Here is a 25,244-nt window from a genome sequence, read left to right as displayed (position 1 = left end):
CCGCCTCTCCCGTGGTCGCCACCCCGCGGGGTCCGTCCCCGCAGGCCCGCACCCATGCTGAGGACCTCGCCCGGTTCGTCGAGGCCTCGCCCTCGTCGTTCCACGCGGCCCACGAGGTCGCCCGCCGCGCGGTCGAGGCGGGCTTCACGCTGCTCGACGAGGCCGACGCCTGGCCGCTCGCGAGCGCGGAGGGGCGCTACGTCGTCGTGCGTGACGGTGCCGTCATCGCGTGGGCGACGCCCGCGGGGGCGAGCGCCACGACGCCCTTCGCGATCCTCGGCGCGCACACCGACTCCCCCGGCTTCAAGCTCAAGCCCAAGCCGACCACGGGCCGCGAGGGCTGGTGGCAGGCGGGCGTCGAGGTGTACGGCGGTCCCCTGCTCAACTCGTGGCTCGACCGCGAGCTCGAGCTCGCCGGGCGCCTCGTGACGCTGGACGGCCGCAGCCACCTGGTCCGCACCGGCCCCCTGCTGCGCATCCCCCAGCTCGCGATCCACCTCGACCGGAGCGCGAACGAGGGTCTGACGCTCGACAAGCAGCGCCACACCCAGCCCGTGTGGGGTCTCGGCGCGCTCGGAGCCCCCGACGCGGACCTGCTCGCGCTGCTCGCCGAGCACGCGGGCGTGCGAGCCGCGGACGTCGGCGGGTACGACCTGGTCGTGGCCGACACCCAGGCCCCGCGGATCTTCGGGGCGCACGAGGAGCTGCTCGCCTCGGGACGGCTCGACAACCTGCTGTCGGTGCATGCCGGGCTCACGGCGCTGCTCGAGGTGGCGTCTGGGGCTTCCACGGGGGCCCGTCGTGGGCGGCACGGGGCGCCCGTCGCCGTGCTCGCGGCGTTCGACCACGAGGAGATCGGCAGCGAGACCCGCTCGGGGGCCAGCGGCCCGTTCCTCGCCGACGTGCTCTCGCGCATCAGCGCCGGCTTCGGCGCCGGCGAGGAGGACCGGCACCGTGCGCTCGCGGGGTCGCTGTGCGTGTCGAGCGACGTCGGCCACTCGGTCCACCCCAACTACCCCGAGCGCCACGACCCGGCCAACCGGCCGCTGGCCGGCGGCGGTCCCATCCTCAAGATCAACGCCAACCAGCGGTACGCGACCGACGCCCACGGCGCGGCAGCCTGGGCCGCGGCCTGCGCGGCAGCCGGCGTGCCGAGCCAGGAGTTCGTCTCGGAGAACACCGTGCCGTGCGGGTCGACGATCGGTCCGCTCACCGCGACCCGGCTCGGGATCCGGACGGTCGACGTGGGCGCGCCCATCCTCTCGATGCACTCGGCGCGCGAGCTGACGGCCGTCGCGGACCCGTACTACCTGTCGCGGGCGATCGGGCAGGTGTTCGCGGGCTGAGGGCGGAGGACGCGCGCCGCCGCGCTGCCTGAGTCGCCGAGGTAGAACGTTCTGCGCGAGGTAGAACCCCTCGCGTACTACGTCGCGCAGGACGTTCTACCTCGCGGTCCTGGGGGGCAGCGCCCGCTCGACGGTTCGGCCCGGCACGCCCCAGGTGGGAGACTCGGAGACGTGCCCAGCCCGTCGCGACCCCCGGAACCGGACGCCGCGTCGACCAGCCCGTCGAACGGCTCCTCGAGGTCCGGCGCCCCGGACGCTCGCGACAGCACCAGCACCGGTCTGCCGACCGTGTCCGACCGCCCCGGCGCCTTGCTCGACGTCCTGCTCGCGGGCGGCCGTCGCGCCGACCGGCTGACGCACGTCGAGCACCTGCCCGGGCGCCCCGGGCAGCACGCCGACTGGCCCGGCTGGGCCGACGCCTCGCTCGTGGCGGGCTACCGCTCGATGGGCGTGGAGCGACCGTGGGCGCACCAGGTCGAGGCGGCCGAGGCCGCCTGGTCGGGGCGGCACGTCGCGCTCGCGACCTCGACCGGCTCGGGCAAGTCGCTCGCGTTCTGGTTGCCCGCGCTCACCGCGGTGCGCGCGGACCGCGCGGCCGAGACCCTGGCCCCCGGCCGGATCGAGAGCGCCCGGACGCGCGGCACGGTCCTCTACCTGAGCCCGACCAAGGCTCTCGCGGCCGACCAGGTCGACGGTCTCCAGCGCCTGCTCGACGCGTCGCGCGCGAACGACGTCAAGGTCTCGACGTGCGACGGCGACACCTCGTTCGAGGAGCGCAAGTGGGTCCAGGAGTACGCCGACGTCGTGCTGACCAACCCCGACTTCCTGCACTTCGCGCTCATGCCCAACCACCGGCGCTGGACCCGGTTCCTGCGCAACCTGCGCTACGTCGTCGTCGACGAGGGGCACTCGTACCGGGGGGTGTTCGGGGCGCACGTGGCGCTCGTGCTGCGACGCCTCGCCCGGCTCTCGGCGCACTACGCGCCCGCGCCACCGGCGGGGTTGTCAGAACCACGCCGGGGTATGGACCGGCCCGCTCCTGACACCGGGTCCGCGCGGGGCCTCACGTTCGTCGTCGCCTCGGCCACCACGGCCGACCCTGCGGCGAGCGCCGGCCGGCTCATCGGGGTCCCGTCCGAGCAGATCGTCACGGTCGACACCGACACGAGCCCCGCGGGCCGCAAGACGTTCGCGCTCTGGCAACCTCCCGAGGTCCTCGGCTACGAGGCCGCGCAGGCCCGCGCCGCGGCAGCGAACGACCCGGCGGCCGACGCGGCCCTCGCGGAGTCCCTCCTGATCGACCCCACGGCCCACGACGAGCTGGGCCTGACGAGCGACCCCGACGAGCCCGCGACGCCCGGCGACTCACCCGAGCGCCCGCGCCGGTCGGCCACGGCCGAGGCAGCGGACCTCCTGGCCGACCTCACGGCAGCAGGCGCCCGGACCCTCGCGTTCACGCGCTCGCGCCGTGGGGCCGAGGCCGTCGCGACGCAGACCCAGGACCACCTGCGCGTCGTCTCGCCCCAGCTCGCACGCCGGGTCGCGGCCTACCGCGGCGGCTACCTGCCCGAGGAGCGCCGGGCGCTCGAGCAGGCCCTGCGCAGCGGCGCGATCCGGGGCCTCGCGACGACCAACGCGCTCGAGCTGGGCGTCGACATCTCGGGCCTCGACGCGGTCCTCATCGCGGGCTGGCCGGGCACGCGCATGTCGGTCTGGCAGCAGGCGGGGCGCGCGGGGCGCGCGGGAGCCGACGGCCTGGTGGCGTTCGTCGCGCGCGAGGACCCGCTCGACACCTACCTCGTGCACCACCCCGAGGCGATCTTCGCGGCCCCGCTCGAGGCCACGGTGTTCGACCCTGCCAACCCGTACGTCCTCGCGCCGCACCTGTGCGCGGCGGCCGCCGAGGTCCCGCTCAGGCAGTCCGACCTCGCCGTGTTCGGCGACCCCGCCGCGGTGACCGAGCTCCTGGGTGTGCTGGTCGCGCGAGGTGCGCTGCGCCGTCGGGCGTCCGGGTGGTACTGGACCCATGCCCAGTCCGCCGCCGCCATGACCGACCTGCGCGGCTCGGGTGGCTCGCCCGTGCGCGTGGTCGAGGCCGGCACGGGGCGCCTCCTCGGCACGGTCGACGCGGCCTCGGCCGACGGCTCGGTCCACGACGGCGCGGTCTACGTGCACCAGGGCGTGAGCTACGTCGTGGAGACGCTCGACCTGCGCGACGGCATCGCGCTCGTCGCGCGCCGGGACGTCGACTTCGGGACGTGGTCGCGCTCGGTCACGGAGATCGCGATCCACGGGATCCGCGACGAGCAGGAGAGCGAGACCCCCGCCTCGGCCGGGTCCGCCCCGTCCGGCGACGCCCCGACGGGCGACGCGACGGGCGACGGCCCGACGGCGGAGCCCGCCCCGGGCGACGAGCCGTCCGTCCCGCGGGGCTCGGCCCCGAACGACGCCGCGCACCCCGCGATCCAGCGCTGGTGGGGGCCGATCGGCTGGGGGTTCGGGCCGGTCGAGGTCACGAGCCAGGTCGTGAGCTTCCAGCGCCGCCGCCTGCCGGACCTGCAGATCCTGGGCACCGAACCGCTCGACCTGCCCGAGCACACGCTCCCGACGACCGCCGTGTGGTGGACGGTCCCGGCCGAGGTCCTCGAGGCCGCGGGCATCGACGCCGAGACGGCACCGGGTGCGTTGCACGCGGCCGAGCACGCGTCGATCGGTCTCCTGCCGCTGCTCGCGACGTGCGACCGCTGGGACCTGGGCGGGGTCTCGACCGCGACGCACGTCGACACCGAGCAGGCGACGGTGTTCGTGTACGACGCGTACCCCGGCGGCGCGGGCTTCGCCGAGCGCGGCTTCCACCTGGGCGCGACGTGGCTGCGCGCGACCCGGGCCGCGATCTCGCGCTGCCCGTGCACGGACGGCTGCCCCGCGTGCGTGCAGTCGCCCAAGTGCGGCAACTTCAACAACCCGCTCGACAAGGCTGCGGCGGTCCGGCTGCTCGACGCGGTGCTCGCGTACGCGCCTGCGTGACCGGGGCCGGGGCCTGGGCCTGGGCCTGGGCCTGGGCCCGAGCCGTGCGACGAGTGCGTGATTCGGCTGCGACTCGCCGGGCGTGCCGCAGCCGAATCATGCACTCGACGTCACCGATCGTCGGCGCCTCTCACCGCGCCGACGCCGGTCCCGCCCGTGCGGCGGCCCGCGCCGTCCCGAGCGCCCCGGCCCATCCCGTCGCCTCGCGGGTGACGTCGACCCTGACCACGCCGTCGCCCTGCTCGGCGCACGCCGCGACCATGGCGCCGTTGCGCTCCGCGGTCTCGTGCGCCGTCGGGCACGCGTCCCGGCCTCCCTGGAGGGCTGTCGCCCCGGCGACGGCCGCGAGGTCCGCTGCCGTCTGAGCCTGCCCTCGCGCGCCCTGCGCGGACGACAGGGCCGCGAGCGCGAGCCCCAGCACGAGCGCGACCGCGATCAGACCGAGCGCGAGCACGGTCCCCGACCCCTGGTCGGCGGGCCTCACGGTTCGTCCCACGCGACCGCAGCCCCGCGCGCCTGGAGCGGCGAGCTCGACAGCCAACCGCCGACCACGGGCTTGGCGACCCGCACCTCGATCCACAGGTCGCCGCGGGAGACGGTCACCGTGGCGTCTGCCCCGGCCACCCGCCCGACGACGGCGCGCACCACCGCGTCGTCCTCACCGATCGCGACGGCCCGGGCAGCGGCGCGAGCGGCGTCGGCGGCCTGGAGCTGTGCGTTCGCCGCCGCGGCGAGCGTGAGGACGGCCACCAGGACGAGGACGACCGCGGGCAGCGCGAGGGCGAGCTCGGCAGTCACGGTGCCGCCCTCACGGTCCGGGAACCTCCACCCGGGCCGACGCCACGACCGCCCCCGCATCCCCCGGAGCGACGTCGCCGCCCGCGACACCCCCGCCCTGCCGGCCGCCATGCTCACCCGATCGACAGGGCGCGCTGGATGATGCCGAGCAGCATCTCGCGCACCTCGCCGCTCTTGAGGATCGCGATGAGCAGGCCCGCGAACCCGACGGCCGCGATGGTCGCCACCGCGTACTCGGCCGTCGCGAGACCGGCCTCCGGGTCCTCGCCGCAGACGCGGACGAGCAGCTCCGCTCCGGTCGCTCTCGCCCGATACATGGTCTTCATGGGTGCCTCCTGGCTCTCGTGACCCACCTGTCGTGGGCCGTGCCGCCCACTGTGGCGAGCCCGCGCCCCGCCCCGCTCGCACAGCAGGCGACGTTGTGGAACACGCCCCCACGAGGCGTCCTGTGCATACCCCGCATCGCCGGGGCGCCGTCGTGACCTCGCGCGGCTCGGCGGCGCCCCCTCGAAGCTAGGCCCCCTGCTGCTCCAGCCAGGTGAGGATCGCTCGGTTGGTCTCGTCCGGCAGCTCTTGCTGGATCCAGTGACCGCAGTCCAGGGTGACCACCTCGACCTGGGGGACGAACTCGGCCAGCCGCTCGGACCTCGCGACCAGGTCCCGGTCGCCGTAGATCATGAGCACGGGCTGCTGGATGATCGGGTCCGCGTCTGCCAACAGGCGCCAGTTGCGGTCCAGGTTCCGGTACCAGTTGATGCTGCCCGTGAAACCGGTCGACTCGAAGGCGGACACGAAGACGGCCAGCTCGCTGTCGCTCATGACGGGCTCACCGAGCGGCGTCTGCGCTCTGGCGAGGTTCGCCATCGCCATGCCGGGCTGAGGTTCTCTGGGGGGCTCGTTCTTCCGGTACAGGTTGCGAAGGAACTGGGAGGTGTTCGCGTCGAGCACGGCGTCCGCGACGCCTGGCTGTCGGTTGAAGTGGACGAAGTAGAAGTCACCGCCCAGCACCTCTTCCATGACCTCGATCCAGGGCCGCTCTCCGCGCTCCTGATACGGCAGGCTCAGGTTGATCACTCCGTTGACCCGGTGCGGATGCAGCAGCGTCAGTCCCCAGACGACGAAGGCACCCCAGTCGTGACCGATGAAGGTGGCGTCGTCGTATCCGTAGTGGTCGAGCAGCGCCACCAGGTCGCCTGACAGGTGTTCGACGTCGTACGCCGTCACCTCGGCCGGACGGGACGAGCCGCCGTAGCCTCGCTGGTTCGGGACGATGACGTGGTAGCCCGCCTCGACGAGGGCGGGCACCTGGTGACGCCAGGAGTAGGCGTGCTCCGGCCAGCCGTGGCACAGCACGACGGGTCGTCCTGCGTTGTGCCGGCCGGCTTCGAAGACCTCGAGCTCCACACCGTTGACCGGGACGAGGGTCGACTCGGGGAAGTCGCTGGGGTCGGGCATATTGGTTTCTCTCCATCGGGCACCGGGACTTGTCGATGAGTTCATGTCGCCATCGTGCGACCCGTACCGGTCAACCCGTGTCCTGTTCTCCGCGCGCCTCCCGCGGCCACCGGCGAAACTGGTCGCGAGCGGCTGTCGATTCCGTCGGTGGTCACGCGTCATCGAGATGAAGGACCAACCACCCACTCACCTGGAGGAATCATGAGCACCGAGTACGCAGTCCTCATCCACGCCCCGGAAGACGGCACGCCCGCCATGCGCCCGGACCTGGCCGAGGAGATCATGGCCCAGCACGAGGAGTTCACGCGCCGCGTCGAGGTGGAGGGCCACCGGATCTCGGGCGGTGTCGAGCTCGAGGCCGCCGGGACGGCGACCCTGGTCCGCCCTGGTGTCGGGACGACCGAGGGCCCGTTCACCGAGCTCGCCGAGCAGATCGGCGGCATCTACCTGGTCGTGAGCGACGACCTGCCGGGGCTCGTGACGATCATCGACGAGGTCTTCGCGGGCGACGGCTGCACGTACGAGATCCGCCCCACGGTGGATCACGGCGGGGCAGACGCCGCCGCCGTGACCACGCCCGCAGGGGCGGAGGCCTGAGCCGTGAAGGTCATGTTCCTGCTGTACGGGGACGAGCAGGTCTGGGCTGCTGCCTCCGCGGAGGAACGTTCGCGGTTCATGGCGCAGCACGACGAGTTCGCCGCGTTCCTCAGGAACCGTGGGAGCATCGTGGCCGCGGAGGCGCTCAGCACGGTCGCCGCGGCCACGACGGTCCGCAGCCGGGAGGGCACGGCGACCGTGACCGAGGGTCCGTTCGCCGAGCTCGCCGAGCAGCTCGGCGGCTTCTACGTCGCGGTGCTGCCGAGCATCGACACCGCGATCGAGGCCGTCGCTCTCCTGCCGCAGTACACGGTCGAGCTGCGTCCGGTCGTGGACGTGGACGACCTGTGACCTCGTCGCCGGTCGCGCGCCCATGACGCTCGTCGACGACGCGCTCACCTCGGCGTGGCGCGAGCACTGGGCGCGGTTGCTCGCGATGCTCGTCGCGCGCTACCGCCGTCCGGACCTCGCGGAGGACGCGCTCGCGGACGCGTTCGCGGCTGCGGCGAGGACGTGGCCCGTCGACGGCGTGCCGGACTCCCCCGCCGCCTGGCTGCGCACCGCGGCCGGGCGGCGCGTGCTCGACCGCTTGCGCGCCGAGGCGGTCGCTGTCCAGAAGGAGCCGCTCATGATCGTCGAGGCGCGGTCCGCGGCGGAGGCGACGGACGGTACGCCGGGGGTGGGCGACGACGGCGCTCACCTGCCCGACGACCGGCTCCGCCTCGTCTTCTCGTGCTGCCACCCGGCGTTGTCGGTCGAGTCGCGCGCGGCGTTGACCCTGCGGTTCGTCGCGGGCCTGCCCGTGCCGGACATCGCGCGGCTCTTCCTGGTCCAGGACACGACCATGGCGGCGCGCCTGACACGGGCGAAGAAGCGCCTGGTCGCCGCGGGCATCCCGTTCGAGGTGCCCCCGCCCGAGCGCCTGGACGACCGCCTCGACGATGTCGCCTCTGTCGTCTACCTGACCTTCACCGCGGGGTACGCGCCGGGCACGGGGCCCGACGTGCTGCGGGTGGCCCTGGCCGGCGAGGCGATCCGCTTGGCGCGCCTGCTCGACGAGCTCCTGCCGGGGCGTCCCGTGGTGCGGTCGCTGCTCGCCCTCCTGGTGCTCCAGCACTCGCGTCGTGACGCGCGCGTGGCTGCGGACGGGTCCCTCGTGCTGCTGACGGACCAGGACAGGTCGCGGTGGCACGGCGAGGAGATCGCGTCGGGTCTCGCGCTGCTCGCCTCCGTGCCCGACGGCGTCACTGGCCTCGCGCACGAGTACCGCCTCCAGGCGTCGATCGCCGCTGCGCACGCTGTCGCGGGACGCGCAACCGACACGGACTGGGGCGGGATCGCCGACCTGTACGCCGAGCTGGAGACGGCCACGGGCTCACCCATGGTCCGGCTCGCCCGGTCGGTCGCGGTCGCGGAGTCCGAGGGGCCTACCGTCGGGCTCGCGCTGATCGACGGCTTCGAAGGGATCGACGAGTCCCTCCGGACGAACCATCGGCTGCCTGCGACCCGGGCCGAGCTGCTGGTGCGGGCGGGCCGACCCGCCGAGGCCGTGGCGTCGTTCGAGGAGGCGATCGGCCGGTGCGGGAACGCGGCCGAGCGAGAGCATCTGACGCGGCGGCTCGCGGAGGTCCGGGAGGACTTGCTCGGCTAGCTCGGGCGGACTGGCCCTGTGGCCCTGGCCCTGGCCCTGTGGAAAGCCCGACCCATGGCCTGCTGACCGGCCACCATGGATCAGTGGCGTCCGATCAGCAGCATCGCTGAACCTCGTCCACGTGGCCGGCTGCCTCAGAGACTCCACGAGTTCAGGACCCCGCGGCGAGCAGTCCAGGAACGTCTGGCGAGTCCCCCAAGTGTTGTGGCGAGCGCTGTTCGCTCAGCGAAACCACGGCCCGCTCGTCGAACACCACTCCCGATTCCCACACACCCCTGCGAGGCACACATGCTCCCCCGACCACTCGCCCACACGAACCCGGAAGACCCTTCGTGGCCGCTCGACGATCTCCCCCGGCCCTCCGAGTACGGGGTACAGCTCAGCCGGGTCGCTGCCGGCGCGATCCGGCTCGAGTCGGCCCGGCGCGACATCAGCCAGGAGGACCTCGCCGAGCTGCTCGGCCGGTCACGGAGCGCGATCTCGCAGCGCTTCACGGGCAAGGTCGCGTGGTCGCTCGACGACCTCGGCGCCATCGCCGCGGCATTCGGCTGTCCCGTCGACGACCTCCTCGACGACGGCTCTCAGCGTGGGCGCCGCTGACGCCCCACCCTCGAGCTACCACGCCGCCAGCCCAGCCTCGCTCACCACGCCGCCAGTCCCGCGTCCTCGGCTCGCCGCGCGCCGGGCTGCGATCAGTCACCGCCCCTGCCGCTCACCTCGGCACGACCGTCCGCACCATCATCCGGCATCCGTTCCCCGCCGCCGAGCTCGGCCAGCGACGGCAGCATCGGCAGCAGTCCCACGGACGCCACCGCTCGCACGTCAGCACGAGCACCACCAGCACCACCAGCACCAGCACCAGCCACCCCTCACCCACTACCGAGCACCCCACCGCCCAACGACAGCAGCACGGGCAGCAGCCCGATGAGCACGAACGCCGGCAGGAAGCACACGCCCAGCGGCAGGACCAGGTGCACCGCGAGCCTCGCAGCGGCCTGCCGTGCAGCCGCCTGCTGGTCACGCCGGAGCTGCTCGCCCGCCACGCGCAGCGACTCCCCCGGCGCGGCCCCCTGCTCCCAGGCCGGGGCCAGCGCCGCGCGCACCACGTCCAGCCGCGCCGGTGACCCGGACCAGGCCTCGGCCCATCCTGCCCCGAGCACGACCGCAGCCCCGGCACGGTGGAGGGCGACGCCGTCGGGCCCTCCGACCGCCTGCCCCACAGCCTCGAGCGCGCGCGGGACGCTCGTCCCCGCGCGGACCGCCGCCCCGAGCAGCTCGAGCAGGACACCGATCTCGACCGGTCCGCCCGTCGCCGGCTCTCGCCCCGGAGCCGTCGCGACCGCCAGGTCGCCGAGCCGAGCCCGGACCCCTGCCCGTGCGAGGCACCACGGGCTCGCGGCGACCAGGAACCCGCACGACAACGCCGCCACGAGCAGCCAGTCGACGCTCACGGAGGCGCCCCCGCCGCCCTGGCACGCGCGACCAGTCGACCCGACCACCGGCGCCCCACCAGGAGCAGCACCCCGCCGGCCAGCAGACCCGCCGATCCCACCCCGCCACCGAGCGCGGTCGCCACCGGATCGACCCCGAGGACCGCGCCGAGCAGCACCCCGACGGCGGGCAGCCACAGCAGCACGCGCGCCGTCGCCTGCGGGCCCGCGAGCGACGCCTCCCGGTCGGCTCGCGCCTCGGACTCCGCGGACAGCGCCTGCGCGATCGACTCGAGGACTGCGCCGAGAGGCGCCCCCACGTCGGCCGCCAACCGGCTCGCCGCGACGACCGCCGCGACCTGCCCCGGCGCCTCGCCCGAGCCACGAGCACCCACGAGTGCGAGCAGGTCGGCCGCATCGGGGACGCCCCGGGAGTCCACCCGCACGCCGGCAGCCGTCGCCCACGCGGCCCCGGGCGCGCTCCCCGAGCGCACGAGCGACGCGACGTGGGACACGAGCAGACGCACCGAGCGTCCAGCGACCGTCCGTCGCCCGAGAGCCCGCGCGACCCCGATCTCTGCCAGGTACCGCACCCGCCCGGACCGCCGCAGGTGCAGCACCACGTCGAGCGCCCCCGCAGCCTGGGCGGCCACGGCCTCGCGCGTCATCCCTGCCAGCGCGGCGAGAGCCTCGAGCCGCGCGGGGACGACCGACGCGGAGTTGGCGTGGATCGTGGCCAGGCCGCCGTCGTGCCCCGTGTTGAGGGCCATGAGGACCTCGCGGACCTCGGCGCCGCGGCACTCGCCCAGGACGATCCGGTCGGGGCGCATGCGCAGCGCGTTGCGGACCAGGTCCGCCAGGTCGACCGCCCCCGCGCCCTCGACGTTGGGGCGCCGCGCGGTCAGGGGGACGACGTGCGGGTGGTCGGGCACGAGCTCGCGCGCCTCCTCGACGCACACGACACGCTCGCGCCCCGGCACGAGGGACAGCAGCGCGGCGAGCAGCGTCGTCTTGCCCGTCCCCGTGCCTCCCGAGACCAGCATGTTGGCGCGCGCGGCCACGAGGCGCCGCAGCACCGGGGCCCACGGTGCGGGCAGCGCACCCGAGCCCACGAGCTCGTCGAGCGTGAAGGCCCGCGAGCGCAGGACGCGCAGCGAGATCACGGCTCCGGACTCGCACACGGGCGCGATCGCGGCGTGCAGCCGGGTGCCGTCGGGCAGGCGCGCGTCCACGAGCGGGCTCGCGTCGTCGAGCCGCTGACCGCCCGCGGCCGCGAGCCGGACCGCGAGCGCCCGCACCTGGGCCGCGCTCCCCAGGTGCACGGGCGCACGTTCGAGGCCTACCCCTCGGTCGACCCAGACCTCGGCAGGCGAGTTGACCAGGACGTCGGTGACCTCGGGGTCCTCGAGCAAGGGCTGGAGGGGTCCGGCCCCGTACAGCTCGGCGCGTGCGCGCCGGGTCAGGTCGCTCAGCGCGTCGCTGCCGAGCACGCGCCCCGAGCCGCGCAGCGCCGCCCGGAGCTCTGTGTCGTCGGCAGGGGCCCCGCCGACGACCCGACCACGCACCTCGGCCAGCAGGCCGTCGTCGATCGGGCTCATGCCACGGCCGGGGTCCTGGCGAGCGTCCCGGCGGTGACGAGCGCGCCGAGCTCACGTCCTGCGCGCCCCAGGGGGCGCCGCGCACCGACGGGTGGGCCCTGCCCGCGGTCGACGCGCGCCGCGAGGGTCCGGTCCCACCCCACGACGCACGCGAGCGGCAGCCCGACGACGTCGCTCACCTCCCACGGGTCGAGCCGCCCGGGAGCGGGTCGCCGCGCGACGAGGCGCATCGACCGGTCGGCTCCTGAGCGGCGCGCGAGCGCGACGGCCGCGACGGCGCCAGCGACCGCCGGCAGCTCGAGCGGGGTCACGAGGAAGAGCGCGTCGCACGCCCCGACGAGCGCCGCGTGCTCGGCATCCGCTCCCGCTCCGGCCGCCGCTCCTGTGCTCAGGTCGGCACCTCCGCCCGCTCCCGCAGCGAGCGCCGCGCGCGGCAGGTCGAGGACCAGCACGTCGCACGCGTCCGCGAGGGCCGAGCACACGTCGACGACCACGCCCTGGTCGAGGACGGCCGGGTCGGTGCGGTGCGCGCTGAGCACCGGCACCGCGCACCAGGTCGGCAGCAGACCCGCGAGCGCCCGGCCGTCCACCTCGCCCCGGGCGTCACGGAGGTCCGCCCAGCGCGGACCCTCCCGGTGGTCGATCCCGAGGAGCACGTCGATCCCTCCGCCCCGCGTCGCGAGGTCCACCAGGAGCGGTCGCCGTCCGGCTCGCCGGAGCCCGTCCGCGAGCGCCGCGGCCAGGGTGCTCGCCCCGGCTCCACCGCACGCCCCGATGACTCCCACCACGACCGCTTCTTCCCGTCCCATGGCTCCCCCTCCCGTCGACGCGGGCGCGGAGGCGGTCGTCAGCCCGCCGAGCGGGCCGCGGCCCTCTCCGCGCCGGCCCGTCCGCACGGGCCGACCACCATCCTGGGGCGAGACGAGCGGGCGTGGGGGGCTGCGCCGTCGGGCCTGTGGACAACCACGCCCGCCGTGCCCCTGTGGACGAGCCTGCCGTCAGTGCGCCAGCGCGAGGTACTGGTGCGCGTACGCGATCGCCATCCCGCCCTCGCCCACCCCCGCCGCGACGCGCTTGACCGATCCCGAGCGCACGTCGCCGATCGCGAAGACCCCCGGGGCGCTCGTCTCCAGGGCGAACGGCCGACGCTCGGCGGTCCACTGCGGCGCGGCCGCAGCCTCGGCCCCGGTGAGGACGAACCCGTGCGAGTCGCGTGCGACCTCCGAGGGCAGCCAGCCCGTGACGGCGTCCGCGCCGATCATCACGAACACGACCGAGAGCGCGCGGCGGGCGCTCTCCCCCGTCCGCGCGTCGAGCACGTCGAGGGACTCGAGGCCCTCGTCGCCGTGCAGGTCGACGATCTGCGCGCGGGTCTCGACCTGGATACCGGGGTTGGCCGCGATCTGGTCGATCAGGTAGCGCGACATGCTCGCGCCGAGCGACTCCCCGCGCACGAGCATCGTGACGGACCGGGCGTGCCGCGAGAAGAAGATCGCCGCCTGCCCCGCCGAGTTCCCCGCGCCGACGATGCAGACGTCCTGCCCCTGGGCGAGCGCGGCGTCGCTGCGCGCGGCCCCGTAGTACAGCCCGTTGCCCAGGTAGCGGTCCACGGCCGGCAGGGCGAGCGTGCGCCACTCGACCCCCGTCGCGACGATCACGACCTGCGCCCCGAGCGCGTCGCCGCCGTCGAGCACGACCCGGTGCGAGCCCGGGTCGATCGACTCGACCGTGCGCGTCACGACGATCTCGGCGCCCAGCCGCTGCGCCTGGGTCAGTGCCCGGCTCGCGAGGTCGTCCCCCGAGATGCCGTAAGGGAACCCCGTGTAGTTCTCGATCCGGGTCGAGGTCCCCGCCTGCCCGCCCGGGGCCAGGCTCTCGACGACGAGCGGGCGCAGGCCCTCGGCCGCAGCGTTGACCGCCGCGGTCAGCCCGGCCGGCCCGCCGCCGAGGATCACGACGTCGTAGTCCGTCTCGGTGGGCTCCACGGCCAGGCCGACCGCGTGCGCGACCTCGCGCATCACCGGGGCGACGAGCCGCGAACCGTCGCGCAGCTCGAGGACCGGGTGGGCAGGCTCGGCCCCCGCCGGGTGCTCGGCGGGCGCCTCCACCACGACCCGGTCGAACGGCACGTGGTTGCGCGTCAGGAACGTCGCCAGGTCCCGGACCCCCGCGTCGAGCCGGGGCCCGATCACGTGCGCCTCGGCCACGGGCTTCTCCGACGCGTGCGCCTGGAGCGCGTCGAGGTAGCTGCGCGCGAGCGTCGCGACGTGCGCGGGGACGGCCGGGGCCATGGCCGCGAGTCCGTAGAAGACGGTCGCGTCGAGCTTCATGATGCGCGTGGCCTCGGTCGCGCGGCCGCTCGCCGGGAAGCTCGTGCTGAGCGTCATGGGCACCTCGCCGAAGAACATGCCGGGGGTCCGCACCCCGATCACGCGCTCGTCCCCGTTGATCATCTTCGTGATCTCCGCACGTCCCTCGATCACGACGAAGAACGCGCGCTCGTCGCCCTCGTGCGCGAAGTACTCGCCCGGCAGGAGCCGGATGTCCTCGACCGCACCGACGAGGAACTCGAGCGGCTCCGGGGGGAGGGGCTCGAAGATCGAGATGGCGCGGAGCTCGTCGAGCGTGATCATGCGTGCCTCCCACGGGGCTGGGCCACGGTCCGTCCGGGCCGAACGTACCGCGCGGGCGGCACGTCGACATCCCGTCGGGCGACGCACTCCCGGCACGCCGCGCGGAGCCGCGGCACGACGACGCTGCCGAACCGGGACATCTCGTGCGCTCGCCGGATAGGCTCACCGGGTGACCCAGCCCCAGGACTCACCGCAGACCGGTCCGCGCAGCGCGCCCCAGGCGCCTCCCCGTCCAGGTGCCGGCGAGACCCGCCCGCGCAAGGTCGCCGCGTTCTTCGACCTGGACAAGACGATCATCGCGACCTCGTCGACCGCCGCGTTCTCCAAGCCGTTCTACGCGGGCGGGCTCATCAGCCGCGGCGACGTGCTGCGCAGCGCGTACGCGCACTTCCTCTACATGGTCGGCGGCGCGGACGCGGACCAGACCGAGCGCATGCGCGCGCACCTCAGCTCGCTCGTGACGGGGTGGGACGTGCGCACGGTCTCGCAGATCGTCGAGGAGACGCTGCACGAGTACATCGACCCGGTCGTCTACGCCGAGGCCGTCGAGCTCATCGTGAGCCACCACGACCGGGGGCACGACGTCGTGATCGTCTCGGCCTCGGGCTCCGAGGTCGTCGAGCCCATCGCCGCTGTGCTCGGCGCGGACCACTACGTCGCGACGCGCATGGAGATCGTCGACGGCCGCTACACGGGCGAGATCGACTTCTACGCGTACGGCGAGAACAAGGCCCTCGCGATCCGCGAGCTGGCCGAGGCCAACGGCTACGACCTCGACGCGTCCTACGCCTACTCGGACTCGATCACGGACGCGCCCATGCTCGCGGAGGTCGGCCACGGGTTCGCGGTCAACCCCGACCGGACGCTGCGCCGCCTCGCGGGCGAGAGCGGCTGGGGCACGCTCACCTTCGTGCGCCCCGTCACGCTGCGCACCCAGCTCGCGCCGCCTCGGAGCGCGGTCGTGGTCGGCGGGGCCGTAGCGGTCGCGGTCGTGGGCTGGCTCGTGTGGCGCGCGGTGCGCAAGCGCTCGGGGCGCTCCGGGTAGCGAGGCCCCGGCCCGCAGGACGGCCCCGCACGCGGCCTGTTCGAACCCGCGGGGTCCCCGTTGTCCGGCTCCTCCCGGCTCGGGATCGAACACCCCGTGGAGGTTCCCCCGTTCTCCCTGCCACCCCTTGCGCGGCGCCCCGGAGCGGCGTATCACTGAGGGACAACAGCATCAGGGACGGGCGGAACCCACGCGCGAGAAGTCCCCGCATAGGACTGGCTGACCGGGCTCGCCCCGTTGCAGCACCTACCCTCGCAGCACGCTTGTTAACCCCCGTCCCGCTGGCGAGCACGGCGTCCCTCCGGGGGCGCCGTTCCCGTGTCCGGGGCCTCTGCGGGCGCCACCGCCACGCCGAGCCCGCCGCTCACCCGCCCGGTGCACCGGCCGCGCACGACAGGCGAATACGCTGACCACATGACCTCAGCGCCGAGCGTTTCCTCGTCCATCACCGTCCGCCTCCAGGTCGAGGCCAGGCCCACCGCGGTCAGCGAGCTCACGACGGCCATCGAGCAGTCGGGCGGGATCGTCTCGGCCCTGGACGTCACGGCCTCGGGCCACGAGCGCATCACGGTCGACGTCACGGTCGCGACGCGCGGCGAGTCGCACGCCGAGGAGATCGTCGCGGCGCTGCGCGCACTGCACGGCGTGACGGTGGACCGGGTCTCGGACCGCACGTTCCTGCTGCACCTGGGCGGCAAGCTCCAGATCGAGTCCAAGGTCCCCATCCGCAACCGCGACGACCTGTCGATGATCTACACCCCGGGCGTCGCGCGGGTCTGCGAGGCCATCGCCGCGCACCCCGAGGACGCCCGACGCCTGACCATCAAGCGCAACACGATCGCGGTCGTCACGGACGGGTCGGCCGTCCTGGGCCTCGGCGACATCGGGCCGCTCGCGTCGCTGCCCGTCATGGAGGGCAAGGCCGCCCTCTTCAAGCGGTTCGCGGACATCGACGCGTTCCCCATCGCCCTGGACACGCAGGACGTCGACGAGATCGTGCGCACGGTCAAGGCCATCGCGCCGGTGTTCGCGGGCATCAACCTCGAGGACATCTCGGCGCCGCGCTGCTTCGAGATCGAGCGCCGCCTGCGCGCCGAGCTGAGCATCCCGGTGTTCCACGACGACCAGCACGGCACCGCGATCGTCGCGCTCGCGGCCCTGACGAACGCGCTCAAGGTCGTGGGCAAGGACCTGGCCGAGGTGCGGATCGTGCTGTCCGGGGCGGGGGCCGCGGGGACGGCGGTCCTCAAGCTGCTCCTGGCCGCGGGCGCGCACGACGTCGTGGTCGCCGACGTCGACGGCGTGATCCACCCCGACCGCCCGGGCCTGTCCCCCGCGCTCGCCTGGACGGCGATCAGCACCAACCCGCGCCGCGTGAGCGGCACGCTCGTCGAGGCCCTCGCCGGGGCCGACGTCTTCATCGGGGTCTCGGCCCCCGACATCCTCACGGGCGACGACATCGCGACCATGGCACCCGACTCGATCGTGTTCGCCATGGCCAACCCCACGCCCGAGGTGGACCCGGTCGACGCCGCGCAGCACGCCGCGATCGTCGGCACGGGCCGCAGCGACTTCGCGAACCAGATCAACAACGTGCTCGCGTTCCCCGGGGTGTTCCGCGGGCTGCTCGACGCGCAGTCACACAAGATCACCGACACCTTGCTGCTCGCGGCGGCACGGGCCCTCGCCTCGACGATCCACGAGGACCAGCTCAACGCGACCTACATCGTGCCGAGCGTGTTCAACCCCGAGGTCACGACGGTCGTGGCCGCCGCCGTAGAGGCCGCGGCCCGCGCGGAGGAGGCCGCCGCGTCCGCCGTCTGAGCGACGCCCGGCCTGGCTGAACCCCTCGACGGGGCGAGGTGCCCGACGGCGCCGCGCACCGTCGTCGGGCAGGGCACCTCTCCCCCGGTCGCCCCGCCCGGGCGGGGACCGCTCAGTGCGGGGCCGGCTCCCGCCGCAGGTCCGCGAGCGCGCTGACCTGCGAGCAGCACGCCGCGAGCAGCTCCTCGTCGTGACTGATGAGCAGGACCCCCACTCCCTGGGCCGCGGCCTCGGCCTCGACGAGGCGCACGAGCGTCGCCGTGGTCGCGGCGTCGAGCATCGCGGTCGCCTCGTCGCAGATCAGGTAGCGCGGCTCCTGCGCGAGAGCCCGGGCCAGGCAGGCCCGCTGGAGCTGGCCGTCGGAGACCTGGTAGGGCCTGCGCGTGAGCAGGTCGGGGGTCAGGCCCACGCGCGCCGCGACCCCCTCGACGTCGACCGGGCGACGGGCGACCTCGGCGGGCTGCGCGATGATCGAGCGGAGCGTCAGGCGCGGGTCGGTCGAGGCGCGCGGCGACTGGAAGAGCATCGCGACCGTGCCTCGCAGGTCCCCCTGGACCGCGAACCGCGTGCCCGTCGCGACCTGGTCGTCGATGCTCACGGTCCCCGCGCGCGGCGCGTCGAGCAGCGCCAGGACCCGGGCGAGGGTGGTCTTGCCCGTGCCCGAAGGGCCCGAGAGCCCCACGATCGTGCCCGCCGGGACGCTGATCGAGACGTCGGTCAGGACCGGGGGCTTGCGGCGGTAGCCCGCCACGACGCCGCGCGCCTCGAGGCTCATCAGGCCACCTCGCGCAGCGTGCGGTAGGCGCGGTCGCCGACCTGGACCAAGGCCGTCGGGCCGCCCGACTGCCGGGTCTCGGGGCGGCGCAGGTGGTAGACGCAGTCGTCGGGCAGGTCCGTGAGCTGCGGCGGCGAGCCCGGCAACGGGTGCAGCCCGCGCGAGGGCAGCGCACCCAGGAGGTCGCGCGTGTAGTCGTGCCACGGGTCGTCGAACACCTCGGCCGCGGGCCCCGTCTCCATGAGGCGCGAGGCGTACATGACCGCGAGCCGGTCGGCCACGCCCGTGCGGACCAGGGACGCGAGGTCGTGCGTGATGAGCAGGACCGCCGCACCGTCGTCGGCGCACTCGCGCAGCAGCCCCAGGATCCGGTCGGTCAGGGCGCGGTCGAGGCTCGCCGTGGGCTCGTCCGCGACGATCACCGAGGGGTCGCCTGCGAGCGCCCCCGCGACGGCCACGCGCTGGGCCATGCCGCCCGAGAGCTCGTGCGGGTAGCAGTCCAGCGCCGAGGGATCGAGGCCCACGCGCTCGGCCAGCTCGTCGCTCGTGCGCACCGAGCCGAGCGTCGCGATCGTCTCCTCGAGCTGCGAGCGCGCGGTGCGCACGGGCGTGAGGTGCGTGGCCGCGGACTGCGGGACGAGCGCGGCGTGCAGGCCCCGGAAGGGTTCGCCCGCGAACACGTCGAGAGCCCCCTGCGGGGTCGTGACCGTGATCGAGCCGGTCCGGCGCGCGCCCGCCGGGAGCTGGTCCATGACGGCCGACGCCAGGATCGACTTGCCGCAGCCCGACTCGCCCACGAGGGCCGTGACCGTGCCGCGCGGGACGTCGAGGCTCACGTCGCTCGCGGCGTGCACGACCGAGCCGTTCGGCAGGGGCAGGCGGACTGTCAGGTTCTCGACGCGCAGGCTCACAGTCTCAGCTCCGAGGGTTGGGGTGGGGTGATGACCTTGCGCAGCGCCTGGCCCGCGAACGCGACCGCGAGCGTCACGACCACGAGCACGGCTGCCGGGAAGACGAGGGTCCACCACCCGCCCAGGAGCAGCGAGCTGCGCGCCTCCTCGAGGAGCGTGCCGAGGCTGGGCTCGTGCGGCGGGAGACCGAAGCCCAGGAAGGACAGCGTGGACTCGTGCCACACCGCGTGCGGGAGCAGCAGGACGACCGCGATCATGGCCTGCGGCGCGGTCGCGGGGACCAGGTGGCGCACCGCGACCTGCCGGCGGCTCGCGCCCGCGAGGACGGCCGCGTCGATGAACGGGCGCTGGCGCAGGCTGAGGATCTCCGAGCGGATGATGCGCGCGACCTGCGTCCAGTGGGTCAGCGCGATCGACAGGACGATCGCGAGGAGGCTGCCGCGGAACATCGCCACGATCACGATCCCGAGCAGCAGGTGCGGCAGCGCGTTGACCGCGTCGGTGCTGCGCATGATGATCCGGTCCGGCCACCCGCCCCAGAACCCGGCGGCGGTACCGACCACGACCCCGATCACGGTCGCGAGCAGCGCGCACAGGAGCGCCACGACGAGCGAGGTCCGGATGCCCGACGCGATGCGCACGAACAGGTCGCGCCCGGCCGAGTCGGTGCCGAACAGGTGCTCCGCCGACGGCGCCTGGCGGGCCTGCGCGAAGTCCGTGACCCGGTCGTCGACCCCCGCGACCCACGGGACCAGGACCGCGTAGAGCACCACGACCGCCAGGACCGAGCCCGCGATCACCAGGTTGCGCCTAGCCATCGGTGCTCACCCGGGGGTCCATCAGGGCCACGACGACGTCCGCGAGGAGCGAGCCGACCATGACCACGACCGTCGTCCCGATCGTCAGGAACGCCAGGAGCGCCATGTCGAGGTCGCGGGCCGACGTGACGATCGCGCCCGCCACGCCCGGCCAGCTGAAGACCTCCTCGACCAGGACCGCGCCCACGACCAGCTCGGGCAGCCGGACGCCCACGATGTTGACGAACGGCGCGAGCGAGGTCGGCACGATGTGGCGGCGCGTGATGGTCGGCGTCGGGATGCCGCGCGAGACCGCACCGGCCACGAAGTCCTCGCCCTTCGACGTCACGACCGACTCGCGTACCGCGAGCAGCAGCCACGGCACCTGCGAGATCGCGAGGACCACGACCGGCAGGACCAGGTGGCGCAGCACGCCCCCGACCGTGGGGTCCGCTCCCCCGTCCGTGAGCCCCGCCGCGGGCAGCCACCCCAGCGCGAGCGCGAACACCGCGATCGCCGCGAGCGACATGACGAACGGCGGCAGCCCCTGCACCACGACGCACAGCGCCGTGACGCCCCGGTCCAGGATCCCGCCGCTGCGCACGCCCGCCGCGATCCCCAGCGCGAGCGCGACCACGACCGCGAGCGCGAGCGCGGCCCCCGCGAGCAGCAGCGTCCACGGCAGGCGCTCGGCGATGACCTGAGCGACGGGCTGGTTGAACGACCGAGACAGCCCCAGGTCCCCGCCGAACAGGTCCTGGACCCATCCCCAGTACGTCGAGTACCAGGGCCGGTCGAACCCGAGCTGCTCCGAGATGATCGCCTTGTCGGCGTCGCTCGTGGTCATGTACCGGGACCCGAGGTACCCGACCAGGGGGTCGAACGGCGAGTACTTGGCCGCCGCGAACAGCCCTGCGGAGACCGCGGCCGTGACCGGCACGATGAAGAGCAGGCGGCGCCCCACCATGGCCCAGATGTCGCGGTGGCGCCCGCGGCGCAGGTCACGCACCGAGGGTGCGTCGTCGGGCGCGGGGCGGGAGGCGCCGTCGGGCACCGTGCCTGCCTGCCCGGCGTCCTGCCCGGGGCGCCCGGCCGGGCGCTCCTCGCGCCCCGCCTGGACCGTGGTCATCAGTCCCGCGTCCAGGACTGCAGCGACCACCACGGACCCCACGTCACGCCGTGCGCGTGCGGCTCGAGGACGGGCCCCGACATGGTCCAGCCCGCGTCCTTCGAGACGTACGTGTGGTCGAGGAACACGAGGTACACGTACCCCGGGTCGTCGATGTACGCGTCCTGGACCTCGCGGTAGGCCGCGTCACGCTCGGCCTGGTCGAGGCTGCGCCGCCCGACCTCGAGCGCCGCGTCGACCGTCGCGTCCTGGTAGTCGCTCGGGTTGTCGTAGATGCTGCCGACGTCGGGCTGGACGAACACCGAGCTCAGGGCGCCGTACGCCTGCGTGTCGGGGTCGAACGGCTCGTCGCCGCCGCCCAGGAGCGTCGAGTCGGTGTTGATGCGCGGGTCGATCCGGTCCCAGGACAGCGCCTCGAGGTTCACCTCGACGCCCACCGCGAGCGCGTCGGACGCGAAGGCCTGCGCGAGGTCGCGGCGGACCGTGTCGACCGAGTTGTACATGAGCGCGATCTGCGCGCGCTGCCCGTCCTTGACCCGGATCCCGTCCGTTCCCTCGACCCAGCCCGCGTCCGTCAGGATCTGCTGGGCCTGCGCCGGGTCGTAGGCGAAGACCGCGCCGGGCTCGTACGCGTCGCCGTAGACCTCGGGGATGGGCGTCGCGGCCAGGCGGCCGTGCCCGCCCAGGACGTTGTCGATCATCGACTGCCGGTTCGCGGCCAGGTTGAGCGCCATGCGGACCGCGGGGTCGCCCGCGACGGGGTTGTCGGTGGGGAGCGAGAGGCCGCGCCAGTCGGCCGAGGTGTGCGCCGTGACCGTCATGCCGTCCTTGCCCTCGAACGTGTTCGCGAGCAGCGGCGGCAGGTTGGTGCCGTCGATCTCGCCCGAGGCCATGCGCTGCGCGCGCGTGTTGTCGTCGGGGACGTAGAGGAGCGTGAGCTTCTTGACCTCGGGCGCGCCGTCCCAGTAGTCCTCGTTGGCCTCGAGGACCGCGCGGTCCGGGGACAGGTCCACGAGCGTGTAGGGCCCGGTCCCGATCGGTGCGGTGTTGAGCGTGGACTCGGCCGCGAGGCCCGGCGTCGCGACGGCCTCCGAGGGCACCACGCCGATGAGCATCTTCGTCAGGAGCGGCGCGTACGAGTACGCGAGGTGGAACTCGACCGTGTCGTCGCCGGTCTGGACGACCTCCTCGATCATGTCGAACGACGACCTGGCCTCGGACGCGGACGCCGGGTCGAGGATCGCCTCGTACGTCGCGACCACGTCCTCGGGGCCGAACGTGCTGCCGTCGGAGAACGTCACGTCGGGACGGATCTTCACGGTCCACACGGTCGCGTCGTCGTTGGCCGTGGGGAGCTCGGCGGCGAGCGCGGGCTCGAACCCCGGCATCCCCTCGCCTCCCGTGAGGCGGACCAGGCCGTCGTACATCTTGGCCTCGCCCGCCGCCCCGAAGCCCGCGACGGGGTTGTACCCGCCGAGCTCGTAGCCGTCGGCGAGCACGATGCCGCCGGTGCCGCCGTCCGCCGCGTCAGCCCCCGCGGCGCTCGCGCCGTCGGCGCTCCCGCCCGGTGCCGTGCAGGCCGTGAGGACCAGGATGCCGCTCAGGGCGATCACCGGAAGAACAGGACGTACTGCTCGAGATCGCGCCACGACGTTCCTTTCGCAGCGAGCAGCGGAGTGCCCACCTGGTCAGTAGTTCGGGTTCCGGCCATCGTGGCACTCCTGCGACGTTGTCGCATGAGCAAGCGGGCCCGACGACGTCGCTCGCCTTTTTGTCAGCACCCTCGCCCATTTCGAGAACCAGTGACGCGGGTCACCCGATGGGGTCTAGACTCGCCCAGTCGGGGCAGGACAGGCCCCGTCGCTCGACGTGTCTCGCACCCCTTGCGGCCGCTCGCAGGCCGCGGGGATCTCACGTCATGAGCCCCGCACCAGAGTCGATGCGCACCGGAGGTAAGAGTGCCTGAGAATGTGACCGCCACCGAGAACCAGGTCGACGGGCAGCCCGAGTCCACGGGACTGGAGAACCTCCTCCACGAGGAGCGCAGCTTCCCGCCCAGCCCCGAGTTCGCCGCCCAGGCCAACGCCCGGCCGGCGCTGTACGAGGAGGCCGCAGCCGACCGTCTCGCATTCTGGGCACGCCAGGCCACCGAGCTCGTGTCGTGGAAGACACCGTTCACCGAGACGCTCGACTGGTCGAACGCACCCGTCGCGCGCTGGTTCGGCGACGGCACGCTCAACGCCGCCTACAACGCCGTGGACCGTCACGTCGAGGCCGGCAACGGCGACCGCGTCGCGATCCACTTCGAGGGCGAGCCCGGTGACACCCGCACCGTCACGTATGCGGACCTGCAGCGCGAGGTCTCGCGCGCGGCCAACGCGCTGAGCGCGCTCGGCGTGACCACGGGCGACCGCGTCGTCATCTACCTGCCCATGATCGTCGAGGCCGTCGTCGCCATGCTGGCCTGCGCGCGCATCGGGGCCCCGCACTCGGTGGTGTTCGGCGGGTTCTCTGCCGACGCGCTGCGCAGCCGCATCGCCGACGCCGAGGCCAAGGTCGTCATCACGGCCGACGGCGGCTACCGCCGCGGGTCCGCGTCGGCCCTCAAGCCCGCGGTCGACGAGGCCCTCGCAGCCAAGGAGGGCGCCGAGGCCACCACGGTCGAGCACGTCCTGGTGGTGCGCCGCACCGAGCAGGACGTCGAGTGGACCCAGGGCCGCGACATCTGGTGGCACGACGCCCTCGAGGCCGCCGACGTCCAGCACACCCCCGTGTGGGTCGAGGCCGAGCACCCGCTGTTCATCCTCTACACGTCCGGCACCACCGGGAAGCCCAAGGGCATCCTGCACACGACGGGCGGCTACCTGACGCAGGCCGCGTACACGCACAAGAACGTGTTCGACCTCAAGGCCGAGTCCGACGTCTACTGGTGCACCGCGGACATCGGCTGGGTCACGGGCCACTCCTACGTGACCTACGGCCCGCTGCTCAACGGCGCGACCCAGGTCATCTACGAGGGCACGCCCGACTCCCCGCACCAGGGCCGCTGGTGGGAGATCATCGAGAAGTACAAGGTCTCGATCTTCTACACCGCGCCCACCGCGATCCGCGCCTGCATGAAGTGGGGCGAGGAGATCCCGAACAAGTTCGACCTCACGAGCCTGCGCGTCCTGGGCTCGGTCGGGGAGTCCATCAACCCCGAGGCGTGGATGTGGTACCGCCGCGTCATCGGTGGCGACAAGGCGCCGATCGTCGACACCTGGTGGCAGACCGAGACGGGCGCGATCATGATCTCGCCGCTGCCGGGCGTCACGGCGACCAAGCCGGGCTCGGCGCAGGTCCCGCTGCCGGGCATCGTCGCGGACGTCGTCGACGACAACGCGCGGCCGGTGCCCGACGGCGGCGGGGGCTACCTCGTCCTCTCGGAGCCGTGGCCCTCCATGCTGCGCGGCATCTGGGGAGACCTCGAGCGCTTCAAGGACACCTACTGGTCCCGGTTCCCGGGCATCTACTTCGCGGGCGACGGCGCCAAGAAGGACGAGGACGGCGACATCTGGCTGCTCGGCCGCGTCGACGACGTCATGAACGTCTCGGGTCACCGCCTGTCGACCACGGAGATCGAGTCCGCGCTGGTCTCGAACCCGCTCGTGGCCGAGGCCGCTGTCGTGGGCGCCACGGACGAGCTGACCGGCCAGGCCGTCGTCGCGTTCGTCATCCTGCGCGGCGAGCACGCGGCCCGCGCGGCGGACCCGGCGGGTGCCGCGGCCGTCGAGCTCGAGCTGCGCAACCACGTGGCCAAGGAGATCGGGCCCATCGCGAAGCCCCGCAAGATCCTCGTGGTCCCCGAGCTGCCCAAGACGCGCTCGGGCAAGATCATGCGCCGCCTGCTGCGCGACGTCGCCGAGAACCGCACCGTCGGGGACGCGACGACGCTCGCGGACTCGTCCGTCATGACGCTCATCGCGTCGGGGCTGGCGAAGCCGGCAGGCTCGGAGGACTGAGCCCGGCCCGGCGCGCCGAGCTGGTCGGCGCGCCGGGCACACCGGGGCCGGAGGACTGATGCGCCTCGACCGAGGGCACCTCATGTGGTGCGCTCCGCCGTCGGGGACCTGGCAGGCCCGTTGAGTTGTCAGAACCACACCGGGCCATTCCCCGGCCACGTTCTGACAACTCGGCCCCGCCCACGAGGCGCGCTCACCGCACGTGGTGCGCTCCGCCGTCGGGCCTC

At 74.0% G+C, this 25,244-nt stretch carries 22 protein-coding genes; 9 read left to right on the top strand and 13 right to left on the bottom strand.

Annotated features, from left to right (window positions below; all coding sequences use genetic code 11):
• Positions 1-11 precede the first annotated feature (11 nt).
• Positions 12-1,346 (top strand): M18 family aminopeptidase, encoded by a 1,335-nt coding sequence (locus OERS_RS15575; protein ID WP_068626809.1) that lies wholly within the window; start codon positions 12-14, stop codon positions 1,344-1,346.
• Between the two features lie 288 nt (positions 1,347-1,634).
• Positions 1,635-4,373, top strand: a complete 2,739-nt coding sequence (locus tag OERS_RS15570; protein ID WP_068626827.1) for a DEAD/DEAH box helicase — start codon at positions 1,635-1,637, stop codon at positions 4,371-4,373.
• A gap of 130 nt (positions 4,374-4,503) precedes the next feature.
• Here the strand turns inward: OERS_RS15570 and OERS_RS15565 are convergent, their stop codons facing one another.
• The 4 genes from OERS_RS15565 to OERS_RS15550 all read right to left on the bottom strand — a co-directional run bounded on the left by OERS_RS15565 (position 4,504) and on the right by OERS_RS15550 (position 6,626).
• Positions 4,504-4,857, bottom strand: coding sequence for an Rv3654c family TadE-like protein (locus OERS_RS15565; protein ID WP_139107874.1), 354 nt, complete (start codon positions 4,855-4,857; stop codon positions 4,504-4,506).
• Positions 4,854-5,171: a TadE family type IV pilus minor pilin gene (locus tag OERS_RS15560; RefSeq protein ID WP_248948611.1), complete on the bottom strand. Its 318-nt coding sequence runs from the start codon at positions 5,169-5,171 to the stop codon at positions 4,854-4,856. The genes OERS_RS15565 and OERS_RS15560 overlap by 4 nt, the downstream gene beginning before the upstream one ends.
• Positions 5,172-5,284: 113 nt before the next feature.
• Positions 5,285-5,497, bottom strand: coding sequence for a DUF4244 domain-containing protein (locus tag OERS_RS15555; RefSeq protein WP_083201522.1), 213 nt, complete (start codon positions 5,495-5,497; stop codon positions 5,285-5,287).
• Between the two features lie 187 nt (positions 5,498-5,684).
• Positions 5,685-6,626, bottom strand: a complete 942-nt coding sequence (locus OERS_RS15550) for an alpha/beta fold hydrolase (protein WP_068626804.1) — start codon at positions 6,624-6,626, stop codon at positions 5,685-5,687.
• 201 nt (positions 6,627-6,827) lie between these two features.
• Here OERS_RS15550 and OERS_RS15545 point away from each other — a divergent pair, with 201 nt between their 5' ends.
• From OERS_RS15545 to OERS_RS21605, 4 genes are all read left to right on the top strand, one after another.
• Positions 6,828-7,223 (top strand): YciI family protein, encoded by a 396-nt coding sequence (locus tag OERS_RS15545; protein ID WP_056649246.1) that lies wholly within the window; start codon positions 6,828-6,830, stop codon positions 7,221-7,223.
• Between the two features lie 12 nt (positions 7,224-7,235).
• A complete protein-coding gene (locus OERS_RS15540; RefSeq protein WP_083201525.1) occupies positions 7,236-7,574 on the top strand; it encodes a YciI family protein in 339 nt (112 codons plus the stop codon).
• 22 nt (positions 7,575-7,596) lie between these two features.
• On the top strand, positions 7,597-8,874 hold the full coding sequence (locus OERS_RS15535; protein WP_068626800.1) for an RNA polymerase sigma factor: 1,278 nt from the start codon (positions 7,597-7,599) through the stop codon (positions 8,872-8,874).
• A gap of 288 nt (positions 8,875-9,162) precedes the next feature.
• Positions 9,163-9,474, top strand: coding sequence for a helix-turn-helix transcriptional regulator (locus OERS_RS21605; protein WP_068626799.1), 312 nt, complete (start codon positions 9,163-9,165; stop codon positions 9,472-9,474).
• A 269-nt stretch (positions 9,475-9,743) separates the two neighbouring features.
• Here OERS_RS21605 and OERS_RS15525 read toward each other — a convergent pair whose 3' ends face one another.
• The 4 genes from OERS_RS15525 to OERS_RS15510 all read right to left on the bottom strand — a co-directional run bounded on the left by OERS_RS15525 (position 9,744) and on the right by OERS_RS15510 (position 14,535).
• Complete coding sequence (locus tag OERS_RS15525) at positions 9,744-10,325, bottom strand: type II secretion system F family protein (protein WP_068626822.1); 582 nt, start codon at positions 10,323-10,325, stop codon at positions 9,744-9,746.
• Positions 10,322-11,902 carry a TadA family conjugal transfer-associated ATPase gene (locus OERS_RS15520; protein ID WP_139107872.1) on the bottom strand — a complete coding sequence of 527 codons (1,581 nt, stop codon included), beginning with the start codon at positions 11,900-11,902 and terminating at the stop codon, positions 10,322-10,324. Before OERS_RS15520 ends, OERS_RS15525 begins: the two co-directional genes overlap by 4 nt.
• Positions 11,899-12,711 carry a septum site-determining protein Ssd gene (ssd, locus tag OERS_RS15515; protein WP_068626820.1) on the bottom strand — a complete coding sequence of 271 codons (813 nt, stop codon included), beginning with the start codon at positions 12,709-12,711 and terminating at the stop codon, positions 11,899-11,901. Before ssd ends, OERS_RS15520 begins: the two co-directional genes overlap by 4 nt.
• A gap of 189 nt (positions 12,712-12,900) precedes the next feature.
• A complete protein-coding gene (locus OERS_RS15510; RefSeq protein ID WP_068626797.1) occupies positions 12,901-14,535 on the bottom strand; it encodes an FAD-dependent oxidoreductase in 1,635 nt (544 codons plus the stop codon).
• A gap of 169 nt (positions 14,536-14,704) precedes the next feature.
• Between OERS_RS15510 and OERS_RS15505 the strand changes: the two genes are divergently transcribed.
• Together OERS_RS15505 and OERS_RS15500 are read left to right on the top strand one after the other, a co-directional pair.
• Positions 14,705-15,580, top strand: a complete 876-nt coding sequence (locus tag OERS_RS15505) for an HAD family hydrolase (protein WP_082608763.1) — start codon at positions 14,705-14,707, stop codon at positions 15,578-15,580.
• A 414-nt stretch (positions 15,581-15,994) separates the two neighbouring features.
• Positions 15,995-17,404, top strand: a complete 1,410-nt coding sequence (locus tag OERS_RS15500) for an NAD-dependent malic enzyme (protein ID WP_068626795.1) — start codon at positions 15,995-15,997, stop codon at positions 17,402-17,404.
• 112 nt (positions 17,405-17,516) lie between these two features.
• Here the strand turns inward: OERS_RS15500 and OERS_RS15495 are convergent, their stop codons facing one another.
• The 5 genes from OERS_RS15495 to OERS_RS15475 are packed head-to-tail and all read right to left on the bottom strand — an operon-like array spanning position 17,517 to position 22,629.
• Positions 17,517-18,179: an ABC transporter ATP-binding protein gene (locus tag OERS_RS15495; RefSeq protein ID WP_068626793.1), complete on the bottom strand. Its 663-nt coding sequence runs from the start codon at positions 18,177-18,179 to the stop codon at positions 17,517-17,519.
• Positions 18,179-19,090: an ATP-binding cassette domain-containing protein gene (locus OERS_RS15490; protein WP_068626791.1), complete on the bottom strand. Its 912-nt coding sequence runs from the start codon at positions 19,088-19,090 to the stop codon at positions 18,179-18,181. Before OERS_RS15490 ends, OERS_RS15495 begins: the two co-directional genes overlap by 1 nt.
• The gene (locus OERS_RS15485) at positions 19,087-19,908 is read right to left on the bottom strand and encodes an ABC transporter permease (protein ID WP_068626789.1); all 822 of its coding nucleotides are present in this window, start codon (positions 19,906-19,908) and stop codon (positions 19,087-19,089) included. Before OERS_RS15485 ends, OERS_RS15490 begins: the two co-directional genes overlap by 4 nt.
• Complete coding sequence (locus OERS_RS15480) at positions 19,901-21,016, bottom strand: ABC transporter permease (protein ID WP_248948610.1); 1,116 nt, start codon at positions 21,014-21,016, stop codon at positions 19,901-19,903. The genes OERS_RS15485 and OERS_RS15480 overlap by 8 nt, the downstream gene beginning before the upstream one ends.
• Entirely contained in the window at positions 21,016-22,629 is a 1,614-nt protein-coding gene (locus OERS_RS15475) for an ABC transporter substrate-binding protein (protein ID WP_211268492.1), read from the bottom strand. Before OERS_RS15475 ends, OERS_RS15480 begins: the two co-directional genes overlap by 1 nt.
• A gap of 357 nt (positions 22,630-22,986) precedes the next feature.
• Between OERS_RS15475 and acs the strand changes: the two genes are divergently transcribed.
• Positions 22,987-25,017, top strand: coding sequence for an acetate--CoA ligase (acs, locus tag OERS_RS15470; protein ID WP_082848888.1), 2,031 nt, complete (start codon positions 22,987-22,989; stop codon positions 25,015-25,017).
• Positions 25,018-25,244: the final 227 nt, after the last annotated feature.

Origin of the sequence: Oerskovia enterophila, assembly GCF_001692445.1 — a bacterium.
Classification (GTDB): Bacteria; Actinomycetota; Actinomycetes; order Actinomycetales; family Cellulomonadaceae; genus Oerskovia; species Oerskovia enterophila.
This window is presented reverse-complemented; position numbering and strand designations above follow the sequence as displayed.

Excerpts from the sequence above, each read along its gene's own strand:
- OERS_RS15540 (WP_083201525.1), top strand. The coding sequence starts at position 7,236 with ATGTTCCTGCTGTACGGGGACGAGCAGGTCTGGGCTGCTGCCTCCGCG.
- OERS_RS21605 (WP_068626799.1), top strand. The coding sequence starts at position 9,163 with ATGCTCCCCCGACCACTCGCCCACACGAACCCGGAAGACCCTTCGTGG.
- OERS_RS15485 (WP_068626789.1), bottom strand. The coding sequence starts at position 19,908 with ATGGCTAGGCGCAACCTGGTGATCGCGGGCTCGGTCCTGGCGGTCGTG.
- OERS_RS15535 (WP_068626800.1), top strand. The coding sequence starts at position 7,597 with ATGACGCTCGTCGACGACGCGCTCACCTCGGCGTGGCGCGAGCACTGG.
- OERS_RS15520 (WP_139107872.1), bottom strand. The coding sequence starts at position 11,902 with ATGAGCCCGATCGACGACGGCCTGCTGGCCGAGGTGCGTGGTCGGGTC.
- OERS_RS15545 (WP_056649246.1), top strand. The coding sequence starts at position 6,828 with ATGAGCACCGAGTACGCAGTCCTCATCCACGCCCCGGAAGACGGCACG.
- ssd (WP_068626820.1), bottom strand. The coding sequence starts at position 12,711 with ATGGGACGGGAAGAAGCGGTCGTGGTGGGAGTCATCGGGGCGTGCGGT.
- OERS_RS15480 (WP_248948610.1), bottom strand. The coding sequence starts at position 21,016 with ATGACCACGGTCCAGGCGGGGCGCGAGGAGCGCCCGGCCGGGCGCCCC.
- OERS_RS15510 (WP_068626797.1), bottom strand. The coding sequence starts at position 14,535 with ATGATCACGCTCGACGAGCTCCGCGCCATCTCGATCTTCGAGCCCCTC.
- OERS_RS15555 (WP_083201522.1), bottom strand. The coding sequence starts at position 5,497 with ATGAAGACCATGTATCGGGCGAGAGCGACCGGAGCGGAGCTGCTCGTC.
- OERS_RS15550 (WP_068626804.1), bottom strand. The coding sequence starts at position 6,626 with ATGCCCGACCCCAGCGACTTCCCCGAGTCGACCCTCGTCCCGGTCAAC.
- OERS_RS15500 (WP_068626795.1), top strand. The coding sequence starts at position 15,995 with ATGACCTCAGCGCCGAGCGTTTCCTCGTCCATCACCGTCCGCCTCCAG.
- OERS_RS15495 (WP_068626793.1), bottom strand. The coding sequence starts at position 18,179 with ATGAGCCTCGAGGCGCGCGGCGTCGTGGCGGGCTACCGCCGCAAGCCC.